The organism is Spirosoma endbachense (assembly GCF_010233585.1).
GTDB lineage: Bacteria > Bacteroidota > Bacteroidia > Cytophagales > Spirosomataceae > Spirosoma > Spirosoma endbachense.
Map to the genome: position 1 here is coordinate 6,295,841 of NZ_CP045997.1, position 17,337 is coordinate 6,313,177.

Consider the following 17,337-nt stretch of genomic DNA (forward strand, 5'->3'; position numbering starts at 1 on the left):
GTCTGTGTTCTAACGAATAAGGATGTATTCTCATTAAATGCTCCCACGTGAGACAAAATAACAATACATACATCTGCTTCAAAAATTGGCATTGGGCAAGATGGAAAATCAGGGCGTTACATGAACATATTGGCAGGGCATCGTCTCAGGTGAAGTCGCGCCTTTCACACGTACTAAAATTTTTGTAACCCGCCCGGTTCAACACCTGTCTCATGAATTGTCAATTAATCAGCCTCACTCAAGACACGGTCTGTTTAGCCTATGAAAACCTGTTTTCTATTTTTGGTCGGCTTAGGCACTCTTCTTCCTTTCAGGGGATACCCACAAAACTTTTGGAATCTGGACTTCGAATATGGCCTCTACAAAGCCCAGCCTCGAATCTGGTCCATTGAAGGGGAAGGGGAAAACTATTCGGCTCAACTCGATAGTACAACCACGTATAGCGGACACAGAAGCTTACACCTGGTCTTGAAAAATGCGCAAGTCTTTTTGTTTGTACCCATTCCAGCTAAACTCATCGCGGGGAAAACGGTGACCCTGGAGGGATATGTAAAATTCGCTCAATCCGATTCGCTTCAGGCCCGTTTGCTGTTTCATAATCCCTCCACCAGTAGCCCAATTGCTTCCGAATCGATCATTTCAGCAGACAAGACCTGGAAAGTGGTTGCTCATCAGGCTTCATTTCCCGTCAATTATTCATCCGATCGGTTGTTGGTCGCACTCTCCGCTGAAGGTACTGGCGAGTACTGGATTGATGCAATAAGCATTAAAATCGATGGACGCCAACAGGGTAACGGTGCCCCTGATTTTAAGGAACCTACCCGATCGGAACTACAAGCCTTGAACAAAAAAGCCATTCCGATCCAGTCAATTGACCCCCAGTCCCGAAGCAACGATTTGGCTCCGCTCAAGCGCTTAATTGGCCGTGCCCGAATCGTAGCCCTTGGCGAAAACTCTCATGGTTCAGCCTCTATTTACCAATTGAAACTCCGCTTGGTGAAACACCTGGTAGAACAAGCTGGCTTTACCGTTTTTGCCTTGGAAATGCCCATGCTGGAAGCCGACCGGATCAATGACTACCTGCTCAATGGCAAGGGAACACGGCAGGAAGTAGCTAAAAATCTAAGCTACAAAAGTTGGCAGACTAAGGAGATGATGGCTATCATCCAATGGCTGTTCACCTACAATAAAACGGCTCGTCAAAAGGTCGAATTTCGGGGTTTTGACAGACCCATCCTTGCGGATAAAACCAAAAGTCGGGATGAACAGATGGCCAGGGCCATTGAAGGATTCTTAAGCACTTGCCAACCGGCTTGTAAAATCATTGTCTCGGCAGACAATACACACGTAACCAAATCCAGTGGCAAGATGGGCGATTTCCTACATCGTCACTACGGAAAGGATTATCTGGCCGTTGGCTTTACGTATGGTAGGGGTACTTATTCGGCTTACGGGCCGGAACCGTATTATGAGGTTCATCCTCCTTACGTTGGCACCTACGAATATTTCTTTTCAAAAAGCGATTACCCCAATTTTTTGCTGGATCTAAGAACAACGGGTGCGATTCCGATCCTGAACCAGTCGGCCGGTTTTCGGTCCATCGGCTCAAGACCCCAGGAAACGACTCAGTTTGCAGAAATCAGGATAAAGAATCATTTTGACCTAATCGTTTATCAGGCAGAATCGGTGCATACCACTTATTTGACCAAGTAACCCAATCAGCATGAGCTTGTTTTGAACTAATCACGACTTGGCCAGAAAGATTGATTACTCAATAGGATCCTGTAACTAGCAGCTACTTATTCTTAGAAATTGCTCCAATTTGAGACAAAGGTTTCATCTTCATGTGTCTGCTCAATAATTGGGCGTTTTACAATACGGTAAATTAGGCGAAGAAAATGGTAGGCCAAATCGTGACTAACACAAGATGAAAACCTATTACCCCCTACAATCGACCGGTAAATGATTTCACCGTTCAACTGTTGATAAGATGCATTTTTGGATAATTCTTTGCACCTTAAAGCCCTTTAACCCATTCTGTTAAAAACTCGCAGAACTCACTATGCCTGATTCGGAGCGGAATGTAATTCCGAGAGTTTGCGTACAATAACTTGTTGGGTGTTCATCCATAAAGTGTCTGTATTTCAGCGTTTCGGTCGACAGGTTACAAGCCGATAAGGTCAGGTTTAGGCTTTCATTTCCAGATTTCGGTCGACAAGCCCAACACCCCGGCTGACCAGGTTCGGGTTTGCCAGTCAACCTTACGCCGACAGCACAACTGCCCCGGTCAGACAGGTTGTTAGAAGGCGACCAATAGAAAATTTAACACGTAAGCAAGTGATTAAGAAATATTCTGTTTTGATATGCCTGGTCAATTCTGTGATTTTTATAGTAATAGCAACCTTAGTTTATCCTGGCGGCTCATTGCTTGATATAAATTCTACAGGGTTTGACTGGTCGAAAAATTTTTTTAGCAACTTGTTTGCAGCAATAGCGATAAATGGTTCAGAGAACCCGTCCAGAATTTGGGCACTCATTGGAATGACATTCCACTCGGTTGGTTATGGAGTTTTTTTTATCAATATGGCAAAAAAGATTTCTGAAAGACACACTTGTACTATCTTAAAAATGATAGGCGCTGTCAACATACTATTTACTTCCTTAATCGCAACGCCCTTGCACGACATAATGGTAATCATATCGAGCACTTTGTTCTTGATTGGTTTATTTTATATTACTGTATATCTCCTAAAGACAAAGCTTCATTTGCTTAAATTTTCCTGTATCATTTGCTTATTGACTTTTTACTATACCTTATACTTATATGGTTCAGGCGATTGGGGATTATTGGCCCTAATGCAGAAGATTTCTTTCATCAGTTCAATGTTATTAGTTTTAGGACTGGAGTATTTTACCAAACAGAACGACTTTGAGCAACTTAAACCAGGCGGACAAAAAATGCAGGCAACGAACCGCTAACCCGGGTTTTGCATCAGATGGGCGGACACTATCCCCCGTTGCGGTGCAACCTTGAAGCATTGTGCTTCACTTCAAGTTCAGCTCTGGTTGACCGTTTTGTGCTCTGAAACCCGACCGCAAAGCCCGAAACCATTGGGTGCGGCTATAAAAAGCGGGGAAGGTGTGTTTGTTGGGCTTCGTGTGACAAGTCGCACGTCCAAATAGGGTAAGCTTTGGGTTCGTTGGGCGGATTACGGTCGGCAGGCCAAATGCCTAAATGATTCGGTTCCAAGGCTTCAACGTCCAACTTCGCGTTGACAGAAGAAACCGCCCAAGGTTGCGCCGATGGATCGTTCATGCGTCTGCTTCACAAAATGGGCGTTTCTTGCGATATTACCTATCGTACTTTCCTAGGAAGCAAGAAATCAATTTCATGGAAAACGTGGGCTTTGAGGCAATCCAAATGCAGTTATAGGTAATCTTTTTCGCTCGTTCAGTAAGAACGTACGAAAACTGATAATGCCGCTAAAGCCGTTTATAGCTCTCCCAGAGAATTCTCTATTGGAGAGCTATACATTCAACCGAAATTAAAATGCCAGCCGGAAAAGGCATCACCTGAGGTGTGCTACGTGCCGGGGGATTATCAGGGAAAAACTCAGTATACACTTTATTGATAACACTAAAATCATTATGTGCTACCATAAAGATGGTCGTCTTCACCACTTTGCTTAAGTCGCTTCCCGCTTCTTCCAAAATAATTTTGATATTTTGAAAACATTGTCGGGTTTGATCCTCAAAATCATCACTAACGACTTGGCCGGACCTACTATCTAAACCAGGCGTTCCAGATAAAAAAATAAATTTGTCCGCCAGCACTGCTTGGGGAAACACTTTGCTCATCTGTGGAGCTTTAGTCGTGTTAAAATTTCGCCTTTCTGCCATGTTTTTTGTGATTTGACCATCGAGGATTACCTCTAACTCGCTGATTGATACAGGTTGAATACTAAAATAGGCGACGCCTACTTTCTAAAATCTGAGCTGAGAGCAAATAATGACAGTCGTTTTTGTATTTTGGGAAGTAATGTAGGAAATGAATTAAGCTTGTTAACCAGCAAACGGCTTTTCCTATCTCAATTAACTGGATTAACGTTAGTATGATTCAGCTACTCGGCTAAGATTGCGTATAACTCCCGGTTAATATAATAGTGGTTCCCGCTCACCGTCTTACGCTCCAACACCTCCAAGTCAACTAACTTGTTAAGATAATCACGGGCGGTATTCTCTGCATACGTGCGGTCTTGGGTTAGATGCCGCACTCGGGTAACCGGCTGCGTGAAGATCTTTTGAGTTAATTGATCCGGACGGCGAATATTCCCCTGGCTGGCGACTACCTCTAGAACAGCATCACGCGCTTGCAGAATACGATTGATCTTCTCGTAGGTCATCTGGGCCGTCTGAGCTACCGCCCGTAACATGTAAAGTAGCCACCGTTGCCAATCCCCTTGCTGGGAGACACCAGCCAAGGCACTATAATACTCATCTTTGTGCTCGACGATGTAGCGACTTAAGTAAAGTGAGATGGTCTAATTAATCGGCCCACTGGACTTGCTTAACTTCGCAAGACCATGCAGCAAGCCAACAAACCCAAAACTCGGCGAAAATATGATGCCGACTTCAAAAACGAAGTCGTTAAAATGTTGGGCAGTGGCCAGACAGCGGCCTATATTTCCAAGGCTTTAGGCATTTCAGAGAATCTAATCTACCGCTGGAAAAACCAGAACCAAGGGGTAAAAAAAGCGAGTGGTGAACAAAATGAACTCGCCCTGGAAAATCAGCAACTTAAGGATCGAGTACGGCAATTGGAAACTGAGCGCGAGATATTAAAAAAAGCCCGCCGGGCGGCCCCGTTGAGCATTTTCAGCCGACAGACCTGACATTACACTATACGCTTATTCGTACGCTGGCCGATACGTTTACGATCGAAACACTCTGCTCTGTACTAGGCCTGAGTCGAACCGCTTACTATCGTTACCAGCGAGGAGATAGCTACAAACCAACGGTTGAAAAGGGCCACCGTGGCGCGGAAAGAAACAGCACTTGATCGAACAGGTTTTCGCCGATCATAAGCGACGGTATGGGAGTCGACGAATTGTAGCTGAACTGAAAGAGCAAGGCCATAAAGTGGGACGACATCAGGTGCGGACACTTATGAAACTAGCTGGTTTACAATCCATTCAGCCTAAGTCGTTTGTGCCCCGCACGACGGATAGTACCCATGAAAAAGGTTACTGGCTTAACCTATTGTTAGATCAGCCCTTGCCTTTAGAGCCAGATATAGCTTGGGTCAGCGACATAACCTATTTGCCATTGGTTAACGGCAAATGGGCTTATTTGGGGAGTTGGATGGACCTGTTTTCTCGCAAAGTAGTCGGTTGGCGAGTAGATGACAATATGGAAGATGACCTGATCGTCATACCGCTGCGAAATGCGTTACAATCGCGTCAGCCATTCCCTGGTCTGATTACCCATTCGGATCGAGGAGGTCAATACGTATCGAGTGATTTGCATGAGCTAATCAATTTGTGGCATATTAGGCCCAGTATGAGCCGGGCCGCCGATCCGTATGATAATGCCTTTGTAGAGTCATTTTGGATCGGACTGCCGAAGCAGCCGCCTAAAAGCGGAATTATTAGAGGGAGGAATGTTCTTAAGTGTGGAGGATGCTCGAACCGAAATCTTCGAGTATATTGAAATGTACTACAATCGGGTGCGCAGGCATTCGTCGCTGGGCAACAAAAGCCCTGAACAGTTTGAGCAGGAATATTATACTAAACTTGCAAGTTCAGTGTGCCGCTAAACCGGACCACCTCAGAGCCCGGCCACCGCAGTCGTGGACAATCACATGTGTGCATGAGCCAATTGGCGTACTCATGCGATGATCATTGCAGGTTAGACAAAAAATGGTAAGCAAAAATGTAACAGCTTAAGGTTATAAGGCCACATTTGTTGCTTGCCAGAGATAGGAGATGCTGTAATCAGCTTAGAAGGCCGGAGTAATGAAAATTTGCCCTTTTGTTATTCTTCCAGCGCAAGCCCGGCAACCGTACGCTAACCTGACATATATTTTGGTTAATTTTGGAGCTTATTACGAACAACACATGCTGACAATAGAAAGCCACGTGTCGCTCAAGCCCCATAATACATTCGGGATTGACGTTTCTGCGCGGTATTGGGTTGAAATTAATCACGAAGACGATATTCAGACACTATTACAATTAACTGACTTCGTTGATACACCTAAATTGATTCTCGGCGGAGGCAGTAATGTCTTACTCTGCCATGATTTCAACGGATTAGTCGTCAAAATGAATATTCAGGGTATCAACGTCACTGGCGAAGACGATGCCCATATTTACCTGAAAGCAGGCGCTGGTGTTACCTGGCATGAGCTGGTTGTGTTTTGTGTTCAGCGAGGCTATGCTGGGCTAGAGAACTTATCCCTTATTCCGGGTACTGTTGGCGCAGCACCTATGCAGAATATTGGCGCTTACGGAGTCGAGCTGGAGCAAGTATTTGAATCACTAACGGCAATTCATGTCCTCACTGGCCAAAAACGCACGTTTAATCATGCAGATTGTGTATTCGGCTATCGGGAAAGTATCTTTAAGAAAGAGCTGAAAGGCCAATACATTATTACGGGCGTAACGTTTCAACTAGACAAGTACCCTACGTTTCATACACGGTACGGTGCCATTCAGGAAACACTTACCGAAATGGGAGTTTCTGAAGACAAGCTGACAATCAAGACCATCAGCGACGCGGTTATCCAGATCCGGCGCAGTAAACTTCCTGACCCCTCCCAAATTGGTAATGCTGGTAGTTTTTTTAAAAATCCAGAAATCTCGAAGGAGCAATTCGATTCACTCAAACTACGATATCCTACTCTGCCAGGTTATCCGATTGGCGATACACTCGTAAAAGTTCCGGCTGGCTGGCTTATTGAACAGGCTGGCTGGAAAGGCTATCGTTCAGGCGATGTGGGCGTGCATGCCAAACAGGCTCTGGTCCTGGTGAATTACGGCAACGCAACAGGTAATGAGATTCTGGCCCTTGCCAAACAAGTCCAGAAGTCAGTACTGGACTTGTTTGGTATAAAAATTTCACCAGAGGTAAATGTCGTATAGATAATTACAACAGGAACAAGAAGTGGGACTATACTCATTGTTCCTGTTAATACAGTCTTTTTTATTCAAAACAGAGTGATGCTGCCCCGAGCAACCCGGCATCGTTACCTAACGTTGCCCGTTTAATAGCCAGCCCGTTTTTATAGTAATCATTGAGCCAGTAATCAAGCGTTTTTTCGACAGCAGGCAGGATATAATCAAAAGAAGCCGACAGGCCACCACCGATCAATACCTGTTTAATATCCAGGATCTTGATAAGAGCTGCGAGGCCTTCGCCTAAAATCTCGCCTACTTCTGTCCAAATTTGAAGCGCTAGTTCATCACCCTCAGCAGCCGCAGCAACCAATCCAGTCGTAGAAATATCACCATCATCGGGTAAATGCGTTTCGCCTTTATATTCTTTCCGGCGTTCGATGGCCAGATCGAGCAATTCTTTCTTACCAATGTTTCGCTCCAGCACCCGCCCATGACGCGACGGAATATGACCGGGCTCCATGGCATTCCCATCGCCACCCGTAAAGATTTTCTTATTGATAATTGCCGCTCCGCCAACACCCGTACCGAGCGTGATGAAAATGTAATTTTCCGTTATTTTTTCTTCTGCGAAGTAATACTCCCCCAAAGCAGCGGCATTCGCATCGTTTTCCAGGAAAAACTGAACGCCCGCAAACCGTTTGGATAGCATTTCGACGAGTGGAACGCCATTGATTTCGGGGATGGCCGTAATTTCAAGAGGCACCGTTCGATCCCGACTAAGCATGCCCGGCAGGCCGATACCAACCTGCTTGACATCTTTGTTGGAAAATAATTGCAGTGCAACTGCATCGCCAAACCGCTCAACGAAGTGGCCAGACTGCCGCCAGCTAATGGTATCGTGGCTGTAGAAATTGGAGATTTTGCCGGTGTTGGCATCAACAATACCCATTTTGACGTTCGTTCCGCCGACGTCAATACCCAAATATTCAACAGAAGACATTCGTAACAGTAATCGGTTAACAGTGAACAGTTATGTTTAGGATGGATGAAGTGGGCCGCAAGATACAAAAAAGTCGTTACGGGGCCGCCCACCCAGTCAACACTCCTTCATTAGCAACGGATTTATTCTAATTAGCAGCCTTAAGAACCGCTTACTAAATATCACCGAGCTGCGGGCGAATAAGAATTTCTTCGACTACCGCACTCTTTGATAATGAATAAGCAGCCCAAACGCTATTGGCGACATCGTCCGGCTTCATGAAGCGATCCTCCGGCAGGTCGGTTCCTTCCCAACTTGCGGTGAATGTTGCGCCGGGTAAAATAGCAGTGACCTTAACCCCGTGAGGTTTCAATTCTTCCCGCAAAACACGACTCATACCCAATAAAGCGAATTTAGAGATGCAATATGAACCGCCGTTGGTATAGGCCGTAATGCTGGCGGTTGAGCACATCATAAAAATGTGCCCCTGACGCCGGGATACCATATTGCCAACCAGGCCACGTGTAAGATGGTAGGCGCTACCAACATTTGTATTCATCAGTTGTTCAAACGTACCCTCGGCTTCGTCCTGAATCTGCCCCGGCAGGAACAATCCTGTGTTGTTGACTAACACGTCGACGGGGCGGTTGAGGGAATGAATATACTCCAGCAGGGCATTGACACCCGTGCGGTTTGACAGATCAGCCGTAAAAGGCAGTAAACCTGGACCGTGTAGACCGTTAATTGACCGGGCGCAAACAACGGCATCGAACCCTTCGCCAACAAATCGATCGACAATAGCGCGGCCTATACCTTTAGACCCTCCCGTTACAACAATCAGTGGATTCATAAAAACAGACAAAACTCTTTAATTATAACCCGTATCGATGTATAAACCCTGTTGGTTTAGGATACGGCGCAAGTTACGTTAGAAACCATTCTATCTTTGCCGGGGTTCTCTCGATGTTGTCGCATCCGGTAGTTGGAGCGGCTGGTTGCTTCGCATCTTGCATTTATGTCACGGTTAGGTCAATATTTCATTTTTCTGGGTTCACTCTTCCGTAATCGGGAGAAAATGCGGGTTTATCTGGGGCTTATTCTGAACGAGTGTACGTCGATTGGCGTCGGTTCTGTTTTTATTGTGGCGCTTGTGAACTCGTTCATTGGAGCCGTTACCTGCGTTCAAACGGCGTATAACCTCACCAACCCCTTTGTGCCGCACAACATCATTGCACTCATTGTACGAGATAGTACGATTTTGGAACTGGCACCGACATTGACCTGCATTGTGCTGGCCGGTAAGGTTGGTTCTAATATAGCCAGTGAATTGGGCACAATGCGCATAACGGAGCAGATCGATGCTTTAGAGGTAATGGGTATCAATTCAAGCTCTTATCTGGTACTCCCCAAAGTAATTGCCTCCATACTCATGATTCCGTTGCTGGTCATCATGGCCGGATTCCTGTCGATTCTGGGAGGTTATATTGCCGGGGTTCTGGCTGGCGTTATTTCTCCCGAAGAATACGTATCCGGATTACGTCTTGAGTATAAGCCATTTGGTGTTACGTTCGCCCTGATCAAGACCGTCGTATTTGCGTTTCTGGTATCGACAATCTCGGCTTTTCAGGGGTATAATGTACAAGGTGGAGCACTGGAAGTAGGCGCTGCCTCTACAGCCGCTGTAACCAACAGTTGTATTGCGATTGTAGCAGCTGATTTTATTCTGACACAGGTATTGTTGACCTAATTAGCGAAAGCGTCAATGCGTATCGCAATAGATCGTTGCGGTCGTTTATTCATTGACGCTTTCACTCATTGCCCATGATTGAAATCAAAGATATATCGAAGACCTTTGGCGACCGGCAGGTGTTGGCAGGTATTAGTGGCTCGTTTAAACCGGGTGACACTAGCTTAATTATTGGTGGTAGCGGTACTGGCAAAAGTGTTTTGCTAAAGTGTATGATTGGGCTGATCAAGCCTGATTCGGGGGAGGTTCTTTACGACGGACGCAACTTTCTGACTGGCGACCTGGAAGAACAAAAGACGATCCGGCGAGAAATGGGTGTATTATTCCAGGGCTCGGCCCTCTTCGACTCCAAGACTGTACTTGAAAATGTTCGCTTTCCCCTCGATATGCTCACGGAACAGTCGGAAGACGAAAAAATAAATCGGGCGAAGGAGTGTCTACGGCGCGTAGGTCTGGAGGGTGCAGGCGATCGAATGCCTTCAGAAATCAGTGGTGGTATGAAAAAACGGGTCGGTATTGCCCGCGCCATTGTTCTTAATCCTAAATATCTGTTCTGCGACGAACCCAATTCAGGTCTTGATCCGCTCACATCCATCAAGATCGACCAACTCATTTCAGAAATCACGGATGAGTATAAGATCACGACCGTCGTCATTACCCACGACATGAACTCGATGATGGAAATTGGCGAAAAGATTATGTTCCTCTATAAAGGCAAAAAACTTTGGGAAGGAAATAGTAATACAATAACTCAGTCTGACGTAGCGGAACTGAATGAGTTCATTTATGCCAATAAGTTGCTGCGTGAAATGGAAAAGTAAGTGCTGTACTTATACGGCTCTCAAACGTTCCCAAAGCGAGCTTATACAGAAAAGTAATTAAACGCCTTTGGGAGCCCACTCTACGACTTTGTGAAACTGAGAATATAGTTGGGATAATAGACAGCAACCTGGATTATCGCTAAAGCTTGATTTATACGGGCAAACCAATGAAATACTTTTTATTCAGCCTATTCCTACTCGGAACGATAGCCGCCAATAGCCAATCCAGTAATTCTGACAGCATACTATTACCCAAACAACCGGTTTTAATTCTGGGTGGCAATTTAATTGATGTCGAAACGGGCAATGTGCGTGAAAATAGTAGCCTGCTGATCGAGAATGGACTAATCAAAAAGATTGGTAAGAATCTAAAAGTACCCGACAATACGACGGTCATTGATGCCAAAGGCAAATGGCTGCTGCCGGGTCTGATCGATAGCCACATCCACCTGTTTCAGTCGGGGAGCATTTATACCCGGCCCGATGGCATTAATCTGGCCAAATACCGCCCTTACGAAACCGAACGACAATGGCTCCGCGACAATATGGGCGATCTGCTACGTCGATATCTGGCATGTGGAATCACAACCGTGATCGACATTGGTGGGCCGCTTTACCAGTTTCCTTATCGCGATCGTTTCAACAAACTCTACACCAGCCCACAGATTTTGATGACCGGGCCGCTCGTTTCAACCTACCAGCCGGAAGCCTTTAAAGTCGATGATTCGCCTATTATCAAAGCCAATACCCCCGAAGAAGCCCGCGAGTTAGTACGTCGGCAACTGGCCTATAAGCCTGACTTTATCAAGGTTTGGTTCATAATCCGGGGAATGGGAAAGCCAGGCGAAGAGATGATCCCAATTGTGCAGGCTGCGATTGACGAAACGCATAAAAACGGCCTCAAGCTGGCTATTCATACGCAGGAGTTGCTGGCGGCTAAACTAGGGGTGAAATACGGTGCCGACTTTCTGGTTCATAGTCCTGAAGACGGTATTATTGACGATGAACTGATCGATCTGATGCGAAAAAATAAGGTAAGTTACGGTCCAACCATGATTGTAAACCGGGGTATCACAGGTTTCTTCAGCGACGATCGGAAGCTAACTCCTTATGAATTTGCGAATGCCAATCCATACGTTCTGGGAACCCTTTTTGATTTCAAACATTTACCTGAGCCGGAAATCCGCAAACGATATACCAGCTTACTGGCCAGCCCGGAATTTCAGGCACGTTCGATCAAAAGGGATTCTATTAAGCGGGTTAACTTAAAAAAAGTCTGGAATGCAGGCATCAATGTTGTGGCCGGAACAGATGCCGGTAATCCCGGTACGTTTCATGGCACGTCATTCCTGGATGAATTGAAAGCAATGCAGGGGGCTGGTCTTTCAACCGCTGATGTATTGAAATCAGCGACAATCAATGGAGCGAAGATTTTCGGCAAAGAAGCCCAGATCGGTAGTCTGGCAGAGGGTAAACTGGCCAATGTGCTGATACTGAAACAGAATCCGCTGGAAAATATTGATGCGCTGACAAGTCTGGAAACGATTGTAAACCGGGGGTTCATAACAACACCGGAAAAAATCCGGCCAGACTCGCCCGAAAATCTCGCCCAGAAACAACTTAACGCCTATAACGCCCGCAACATCGACGCCTTTCTGGAGCCCTATGCAGACGATGTAGAGGTTTATACCTTCCCGGATAAGCTATTGTATAAAGGCAAAGAAGCCATGCGCAAGCAATACAGCGGCATGTTTGAGAAGACCAGGAACCTGCATTGTGAACTCGTTAACCGGATTGTGGTTGGCAGTACGGTGATTGACCACGAAAGCGTTACGTTCGCTGCTGACAAAGAGCCCGTAAAAGCCGTGGCGATTTATAAGGTCGAAGCAGGAAAGATTGCGAAAGTTTATTTCACAAGATAAACACCTACTCTTCAGATAGTTAGTTATTCGAAGAGTCGTAGCAAATCCTTATCAATACGCTTTCAGACTCAAATCCAGGCTTTTTACCTGATGCGTCAGCGCTCCGGACGAGATAAAATCAACACCGGTTTCAGCGTACGCACGCAGGTTCGTTTCATCAATGCCTCCCGAGGCTTCGGTGATAAACCGGCCATTGATAAGCCTTACCATGTCGCGGATACCATCCGGCTCGAAGTTGTCTAATAGAATGATATCTACCTGTCCGACCCGTAACACTTCCTCCACCTCAGCCTGATTGCGGGTTTCGATCTCGATTCGCAGTGTCCGGTCGGTTTCTTTCAGATAAGAAACGGCTTTCGTAATGGCCGCTTCAATACCCCCGGCGTAGTCAACGTGATTATCCTTGATCAGGATCATATCATACAAACCAAACCGATGATTCACAGCCCCACCAATTTTAGTTGCCATTTTTTCGCAGATACGAAAATTGGGCGTGGTTTTGCGGGTATCCAGCAACTTTGCCCGCGTTCCTTCGAGCAAATCGACTAGCTGACGTGTGTGCGTAGCAATGCCGCTCATACGCTGCATGCAGTTCAGCACTAACCGTTCGGCAGTCAGGATATTGCGGGCATTCCCGCTCACCGTCAAAACAATATCACCGGGTTTGATACTGGCTCCATCCTGCATCAGAACATCTACCTGAAAGGACGGATCGACTTCGGCGAAAATGGCCTGTGCTACTTCCACCCCTGCCAGAATACCCGCTTCTTTAACCAATAGCCGGGCGCGTTTCTGCGCATCAGCCGGAATTGTGGATAATGATGTATGGTCGCCATCGCCGACGTCTTCGGCGAGAGCCAGCTGGATAAATTCGTGCAAATTCATGGGCGCAAGGTAACAAGATTATTTTTTCATCAGGATCGAAACCATGTCTTTTTCGCTGATTCCTGCGTGATGGTTTGCCTTTATGGGCCTTGAGTCATTACTTATTTTGCCTTCACGTAGCTTCTATTCCTGGAAATACGGTTAATCCTGTCTAAACCACTTGCATAGTTCCGTAAATGGTACGAAATTTGTCATCCGCTAAGGAAATTTATGAAGCAACCACGCGTCATACAACGTCTTTCGAGTCTTCTACTGGCTTCATTACTGCTATTCACGGCAGTTTGGGGACGTGGTGGGTTAGTCAATCACCAGACGTTAGCGACAACGAAAGCGGTTGCTCAAGCAAGCAAAGCGGGCAAAACGACTGATTCTCACTCGTCGGATGTCCAACTGAGCGCGGCCCAATTCGAAGCGGTCGTTACCCCAGCCATTACTTTAGATGGAGGCAGCCAGACTGCGTTTCTGCTTCCGGCTCCGACGCTCGTGATTTTATTGCTGTTGAGCGTTCCCCTGCTCCGGCATTTTACACTACCGCATTTCTATTTTTCTTACTTCAAATTCGTCTTTGGGCATCATATTGCCACAAATGCGCCCTAACGTACGTGCGGGCAGGTGTTTTTCCCCGACTGATCGTTCAGTTTTAGCTCGCACGTCTCTACTGTGTTTACTGGATTTCGTACCAGATAACATATTCTTTTTCATCTATCAGTACCACTTATCCTAATCACGGACACTAATCCGTGGAAATCAATGCAAAACCGAACCGGAATACTCATTCTGACGGGCGTAATTGCAGCTATCTGCGTTTACTTCCTGTCATTTACGTTTGTCTCGCGGGGCATCAAAGACGATGCTGAGGCTTACGCAACTAACAAGCAAGGTCAGGTCGACCGTTCTAAAAAGCAGCACTATCTTGATTCGCTCTGGAAAGAACCGGTCTATCTGGGTAGCACACTTCAGGAAGTTACCGAGCGGGAGCTTGGCCTTGGCCTTGACCTTCAGGGTGGTATGCACGTTGTGCTGGAAGTATCGCCTGCCGATATTCTACGCGGGCTGTCGGGAAACAATCGCGATCCGAAGTTCAATGAAGCGCTGAAACTAGCGGCTGAAGATAAGAAGACAAGTAATACAAGCTTCGTAGACTTGTTTGCTGACAACTTCAAGAAGCTTGCTCCGGAAACCAAACTGGCGAGTGTTTTTGCGACGAGCGCAAACCGGAGCAAAATCAACTTCCAGTCGTCGGATTCGGAAGTGCGGAAATTACTGAATGATGAAGTGAATGGCGCTTTCGGGCGGGCATTCCAGATCATCCAGGCGCGGGTCGATAAGTTTGGGGTAGCCAACCCAAACATTCAACGGTTACCCGGTTCGGGCCGGATTCAGATCGAACTACCGGGCGTTGATAACCCAGAGCGGATTCGTCGCCTGTTGACGGGTGCTGCCAAGCTCGAATTCACTGAAGTTTACCGCCTGAACGAACTGGCTCCCGCTATTGAAGGAATGGGCGCGTATCTGTTACGCGAAGAGGCCGCCCGTAAAGCAGCCATAAAAACAACCGCCACAACACCGGCTGCAGGAACAGCTGCCAAAGGAAATAGCCTCGAATCGCAATTGGCTCAGGGATCAAAGAAAGACTCGACGGCTAAAAGTGATACTGCAGCTGCGGCTGCTCAGGGTACCGCTCTTACCCAGTTGTTCCTGCCCGTTGGCCAGGATCAGCTAGGTGTTTACCTGAAAGATACAGCTCGTGCCAATGCCGTTCTGAATGCTCCTGAAGTACGCAGTTTGTTCCCTGCCGACGCTATCTTCGCCTGGGATCGTAAGACCTTCAAAGCAACGGATGGCAAAGAAATTCTGCCTCTCTACTTCCTGAAAAAACCAGGAGGCCGCGCTCCGCTTGAAGGTGATGTTATTACTGATGCTGCTAACGATTACGATGATCGTGGCCGTCCGGAAGTGACGATGAACATGAACGCTGAGGGTGGTCGCAAATGGAAAAACCTGACTGCCGCCAACGTTGGTCGGCCGGTAGCTATTCTGCTCGATAACCTGGTTTATACGGCGCCAAACGTGCAGAACGAGATCCCAAATGGTCGTTCGAGCATTTCCGGCAACTTCACCGTAGAAGAGACCAAAGACATGGCCAACGTGCTGAAAGCTGGTAAACTCCCTGCGCCAACCACAATCGTAGAAGAAAATGTTGTGGGAGCGACGCTGGGTTCAGAAGCCGTAAGTGCCGGTGTGCTTTCGTCGATTGTCGGTATTCTGCTGGTACTGGGTTTTGTTGTGTTCTATTACAACCGGGCCGGATTTATTGCTGATATAGCCCTGATCATTAACCTGTTCTTCCTGATGGGCGTAATGGCATCACTGGGTGCGGTATTAACCATGCCGGGTATTGCGGGTATCGTACTGTCGATTGGTATGGCCGTAGATGCGAACGTACTTATTTTCGAACGTATCAAAGAAGAACTGGCGCTGGGTAAGGGTTTCAAACAGGCTGTTACGGATGGATTCCAGAATGCAATGTCGTCTATTATTGATTCGAACGTGACGACATTCCTGACCGGTATTGTCCTGTTCATTTTCGGTACAGGCCTAATCCTGGGTTTTGCGACAACGCTTCTTATCGGTATTCTGACCTCATTATTCGCGGCTATTTTCATCACCCGTATCATTCTGGAATATTACATACGGAATGGACAAACGCTGACGTTTACGTCGTCGTGGGCAAAGAACCTGTTCAAAGATTCTAACTTCGATTTCGTTTCCCGTCGGAAACTGTACTACACGGTTTCATCGGCTATCATTGCGGCAGGTATCATCTCCGTTATTTTCAAAGGATTCGGACTGGGTGTCGATTTCAAAGGTGGCCGGTCGTACGTCGTTCGCTTTGAGAAATCGGTAAGTACCGACGAAGTTCGTAACTCACTCGAAGGTATATTAGGCTCATCGCCCGAAGTTAAAACCTATGGTGGTACGGGTATTGGTGCCAATCAGGTAAAAGTAACGACACCGTATCTGGTTGATGATAATTCGCAGGGAGCCGACAAACGGGCTGAAGCCGCTATCTACAAAGGATTAAGTAGCCTGACCGGTAATCCGGCTCGTATCGAAAGCTCACAGAAAGTCGGGCCAACCATTGCGTACGATATTCTGACATCGGCCTTATGGTCTATCTTATTGGCCGTAGCGGTCGTCTTTATTTATATCCTGATCCGATTTAAGCGACTGGCGTTTGGCTATGGTGCTGTTGTTGCCATGTTCCACGATGTGCTTATCATTCTGGCTATCTTCTCGATCTTCAACGGCCTATTGCCTTTCTCGCTCGATGTCGACCAGGCATTTGTGGGTGCGTTGCTGACGATTATGGGGTACTCCATGAACGATACCGTTGTTGTATTCGACCGGGTTCGTGAATACCTCAGTGAAAACCGGGGCAAAAAAGAAAGCATTCCGACCATTATCAACAACGCGCTGAACAGCACATTGAGTCGCACGGCCGTAACTGGTTTCTCAACGATTCTGGTATTGCTGGTACTCTTCATCTTTGGCGGAGAAACCATTCGTGGTTTTTCGTTCGCCATGCTGATTGGTGTCATTGTCGGTACCTACTCATCGCTGTTTGTAGCAACCCCGATTGTGGTTGATGCGCTGAGCCGTGATCAGGAGAAAGATAACGGAACACCGACCGCCACGATTGAAAAGAAAACCGGATTCGACGCCATTCCATCTGACTTTACGAGTGTAGCACCTGCCACGCCCGAAGAGTTTACGGCGAAAAAAGAGAAGAAGGTAAAAACACCCCTGATTCGTCCATCGCAATCATAAGGTAGAGCGTGAAGCGTAAAAGAGTGGAAGAGCG

At 46.8% G+C, this 17,337-nt stretch carries 16 protein-coding genes; 11 read left to right on the forward strand and 5 right to left on the reverse strand.

What is annotated here, in order from left to right; genetic code table 11:
• The first annotated feature begins 261 nt into the window (after nucleotides 1-261).
• Both GJR95_RS25645 and GJR95_RS25650 read left to right on the forward strand, forming a co-directional pair.
• Complete coding sequence (locus GJR95_RS25645; RefSeq protein ID WP_162388573.1) at nucleotides 262-1,713, forward strand: erythromycin esterase family protein; 1,452 nt, start codon at nucleotides 262-264, stop codon at nucleotides 1,711-1,713.
• A gap of 624 nt (nucleotides 1,714-2,337) precedes the next feature.
• The gene (locus GJR95_RS25650) at nucleotides 2,338-2,979 is read left to right on the forward strand and encodes a hypothetical protein (protein ID WP_232540864.1); all 642 of its coding nucleotides are present in this window, start codon (nucleotides 2,338-2,340) and stop codon (nucleotides 2,977-2,979) included.
• 537 nt (nucleotides 2,980-3,516) lie between these two features.
• On the opposite strand, the gene GJR95_RS25655 is transcribed toward GJR95_RS25650, so the two are convergent.
• Both GJR95_RS25655 and GJR95_RS25660 read right to left on the reverse strand, forming a co-directional pair.
• Nucleotides 3,517-3,900 carry a RidA family protein gene (locus GJR95_RS25655; RefSeq protein ID WP_162388574.1) on the reverse strand — a complete coding sequence of 128 codons (384 nt, stop codon included), beginning with the start codon at nucleotides 3,898-3,900 and terminating at the stop codon, nucleotides 3,517-3,519.
• Between the two features lie 221 nt (nucleotides 3,901-4,121).
• Entirely contained in the window at nucleotides 4,122-4,481 is a 360-nt protein-coding gene (locus tag GJR95_RS25660) for a Fic family protein (RefSeq protein ID WP_198424745.1), read from the reverse strand.
• A 102-nt stretch (nucleotides 4,482-4,583) separates the two neighbouring features.
• Here GJR95_RS25660 and GJR95_RS25665 point away from each other — a divergent pair, with 102 nt between their 5' ends.
• From GJR95_RS25665 to murB, 4 genes are all read left to right on the forward strand, one after another.
• Complete coding sequence (locus GJR95_RS25665) at nucleotides 4,584-4,892, forward strand: transposase (protein ID WP_162388575.1); 309 nt, start codon at nucleotides 4,584-4,586, stop codon at nucleotides 4,890-4,892.
• 163 nt (nucleotides 4,893-5,055) lie between these two features.
• Nucleotides 5,056-5,709 (forward strand): IS3 family transposase, encoded by a 654-nt coding sequence (locus GJR95_RS25670; RefSeq protein ID WP_162388576.1) that lies wholly within the window; start codon nucleotides 5,056-5,058, stop codon nucleotides 5,707-5,709.
• Complete coding sequence (locus GJR95_RS42285; RefSeq protein WP_232540865.1) at nucleotides 5,660-5,815, forward strand: IS3 family transposase; 156 nt, start codon at nucleotides 5,660-5,662, stop codon at nucleotides 5,813-5,815. Before GJR95_RS25670 ends, GJR95_RS42285 begins: the two co-directional genes overlap by 50 nt.
• 301 nt (nucleotides 5,816-6,116) lie before the next feature.
• Complete coding sequence (murB, locus tag GJR95_RS25675) at nucleotides 6,117-7,142, forward strand: UDP-N-acetylmuramate dehydrogenase (protein WP_162388577.1); 1,026 nt, start codon at nucleotides 6,117-6,119, stop codon at nucleotides 7,140-7,142.
• 61 nt (nucleotides 7,143-7,203) lie between these two features.
• On the opposite strand, the gene GJR95_RS25680 is transcribed toward murB, so the two are convergent.
• Nucleotides 7,204-8,118, reverse strand: a complete 915-nt coding sequence (locus GJR95_RS25680) for an ROK family protein (RefSeq protein ID WP_162388578.1) — start codon at nucleotides 8,116-8,118, stop codon at nucleotides 7,204-7,206.
• A 154-nt stretch (nucleotides 8,119-8,272) separates the two neighbouring features.
• Complete coding sequence (locus GJR95_RS25685; RefSeq protein ID WP_162388579.1) at nucleotides 8,273-8,947, reverse strand: SDR family oxidoreductase; 675 nt, start codon at nucleotides 8,945-8,947, stop codon at nucleotides 8,273-8,275.
• A 165-nt stretch (nucleotides 8,948-9,112) separates the two neighbouring features.
• Here GJR95_RS25685 and GJR95_RS25690 point away from each other — a divergent pair, with 165 nt between their 5' ends.
• The 3 genes from GJR95_RS25690 to GJR95_RS25700 all read left to right on the forward strand — a co-directional run bounded on the left by GJR95_RS25690 (nucleotide 9,113) and on the right by GJR95_RS25700 (nucleotide 12,587).
• The gene (locus GJR95_RS25690) at nucleotides 9,113-9,844 is read left to right on the forward strand and encodes an MlaE family ABC transporter permease (RefSeq protein ID WP_162388580.1); all 732 of its coding nucleotides are present in this window, start codon (nucleotides 9,113-9,115) and stop codon (nucleotides 9,842-9,844) included.
• A 74-nt stretch (nucleotides 9,845-9,918) separates the two neighbouring features.
• Complete coding sequence (locus tag GJR95_RS25695; protein WP_162388581.1) at nucleotides 9,919-10,665, forward strand: ABC transporter ATP-binding protein; 747 nt, start codon at nucleotides 9,919-9,921, stop codon at nucleotides 10,663-10,665.
• Nucleotides 10,666-10,832: 167 nt separating this feature from the next.
• Nucleotides 10,833-12,587 (forward strand): amidohydrolase family protein, encoded by a 1,755-nt coding sequence (locus GJR95_RS25700; RefSeq protein ID WP_162388582.1) that lies wholly within the window; start codon nucleotides 10,833-10,835, stop codon nucleotides 12,585-12,587.
• A gap of 51 nt (nucleotides 12,588-12,638) precedes the next feature.
• Here the strand turns inward: GJR95_RS25700 and nadC are convergent, their stop codons facing one another.
• On the reverse strand, nucleotides 12,639-13,472 hold the full coding sequence (nadC, locus tag GJR95_RS25705) for a carboxylating nicotinate-nucleotide diphosphorylase (protein WP_162388583.1): 834 nt from the start codon (nucleotides 13,470-13,472) through the stop codon (nucleotides 12,639-12,641).
• A gap of 210 nt (nucleotides 13,473-13,682) precedes the next feature.
• Here nadC and GJR95_RS25710 point away from each other — a divergent pair, with 210 nt between their 5' ends.
• Together GJR95_RS25710 and secDF are read left to right on the forward strand one after the other, a co-directional pair.
• On the forward strand, nucleotides 13,683-14,069 hold the full coding sequence (locus tag GJR95_RS25710) for a hypothetical protein (RefSeq protein ID WP_162388584.1): 387 nt from the start codon (nucleotides 13,683-13,685) through the stop codon (nucleotides 14,067-14,069).
• A 153-nt stretch (nucleotides 14,070-14,222) separates the two neighbouring features.
• Complete coding sequence (gene secDF / locus GJR95_RS25715; RefSeq protein WP_162388585.1) at nucleotides 14,223-17,303, forward strand: protein translocase subunit SecDF; 3,081 nt, start codon at nucleotides 14,223-14,225, stop codon at nucleotides 17,301-17,303.
• The last annotated feature ends 34 nt before the right edge of the window (nucleotides 17,304-17,337 follow it).

Bases quoted from the DNA above. Each gene is read 5' to 3' on its own strand.
- GJR95_RS25655 (WP_162388574.1), bottom strand. From the start codon at position 3,900: ATGGCAGAAAGGCGAAATTTTAACACGACTAAAGCTCCACAGATGAGC.
- GJR95_RS25690 (WP_162388580.1), top strand. From the start codon at position 9,113: ATGTCACGGTTAGGTCAATATTTCATTTTTCTGGGTTCACTCTTCCGT.
- GJR95_RS25685 (WP_162388579.1), bottom strand. From the start codon at position 8,947: ATGAATCCACTGATTGTTGTAACGGGAGGGTCTAAAGGTATAGGCCGC.
- GJR95_RS25710 (WP_162388584.1), top strand. From the start codon at position 13,683: ATGAAGCAACCACGCGTCATACAACGTCTTTCGAGTCTTCTACTGGCT.
- GJR95_RS25665 (WP_162388575.1), top strand. From the start codon at position 4,584: ATGCAGCAAGCCAACAAACCCAAAACTCGGCGAAAATATGATGCCGAC.
- GJR95_RS25700 (WP_162388582.1), top strand. From the start codon at position 10,833: ATGAAATACTTTTTATTCAGCCTATTCCTACTCGGAACGATAGCCGCC.
- nadC (WP_162388583.1), bottom strand. From the start codon at position 13,472: ATGAATTTGCACGAATTTATCCAGCTGGCTCTCGCCGAAGACGTCGGC.
- GJR95_RS42285 (WP_232540865.1), top strand. From the start codon at position 5,660: ATGTTCTTAAGTGTGGAGGATGCTCGAACCGAAATCTTCGAGTATATT.
- secDF (WP_162388585.1), top strand. From the start codon at position 14,223: ATGCAAAACCGAACCGGAATACTCATTCTGACGGGCGTAATTGCAGCT.
- GJR95_RS25695 (WP_162388581.1), top strand. From the start codon at position 9,919: ATGATTGAAATCAAAGATATATCGAAGACCTTTGGCGACCGGCAGGTG.
- murB (WP_162388577.1), top strand. From the start codon at position 6,117: ATGCTGACAATAGAAAGCCACGTGTCGCTCAAGCCCCATAATACATTC.
- GJR95_RS25645 (WP_162388573.1), top strand. From the start codon at position 262: ATGAAAACCTGTTTTCTATTTTTGGTCGGCTTAGGCACTCTTCTTCCT.
- GJR95_RS25680 (WP_162388578.1), bottom strand. From the start codon at position 8,118: ATGTCTTCTGTTGAATATTTGGGTATTGACGTCGGCGGAACGAACGTC.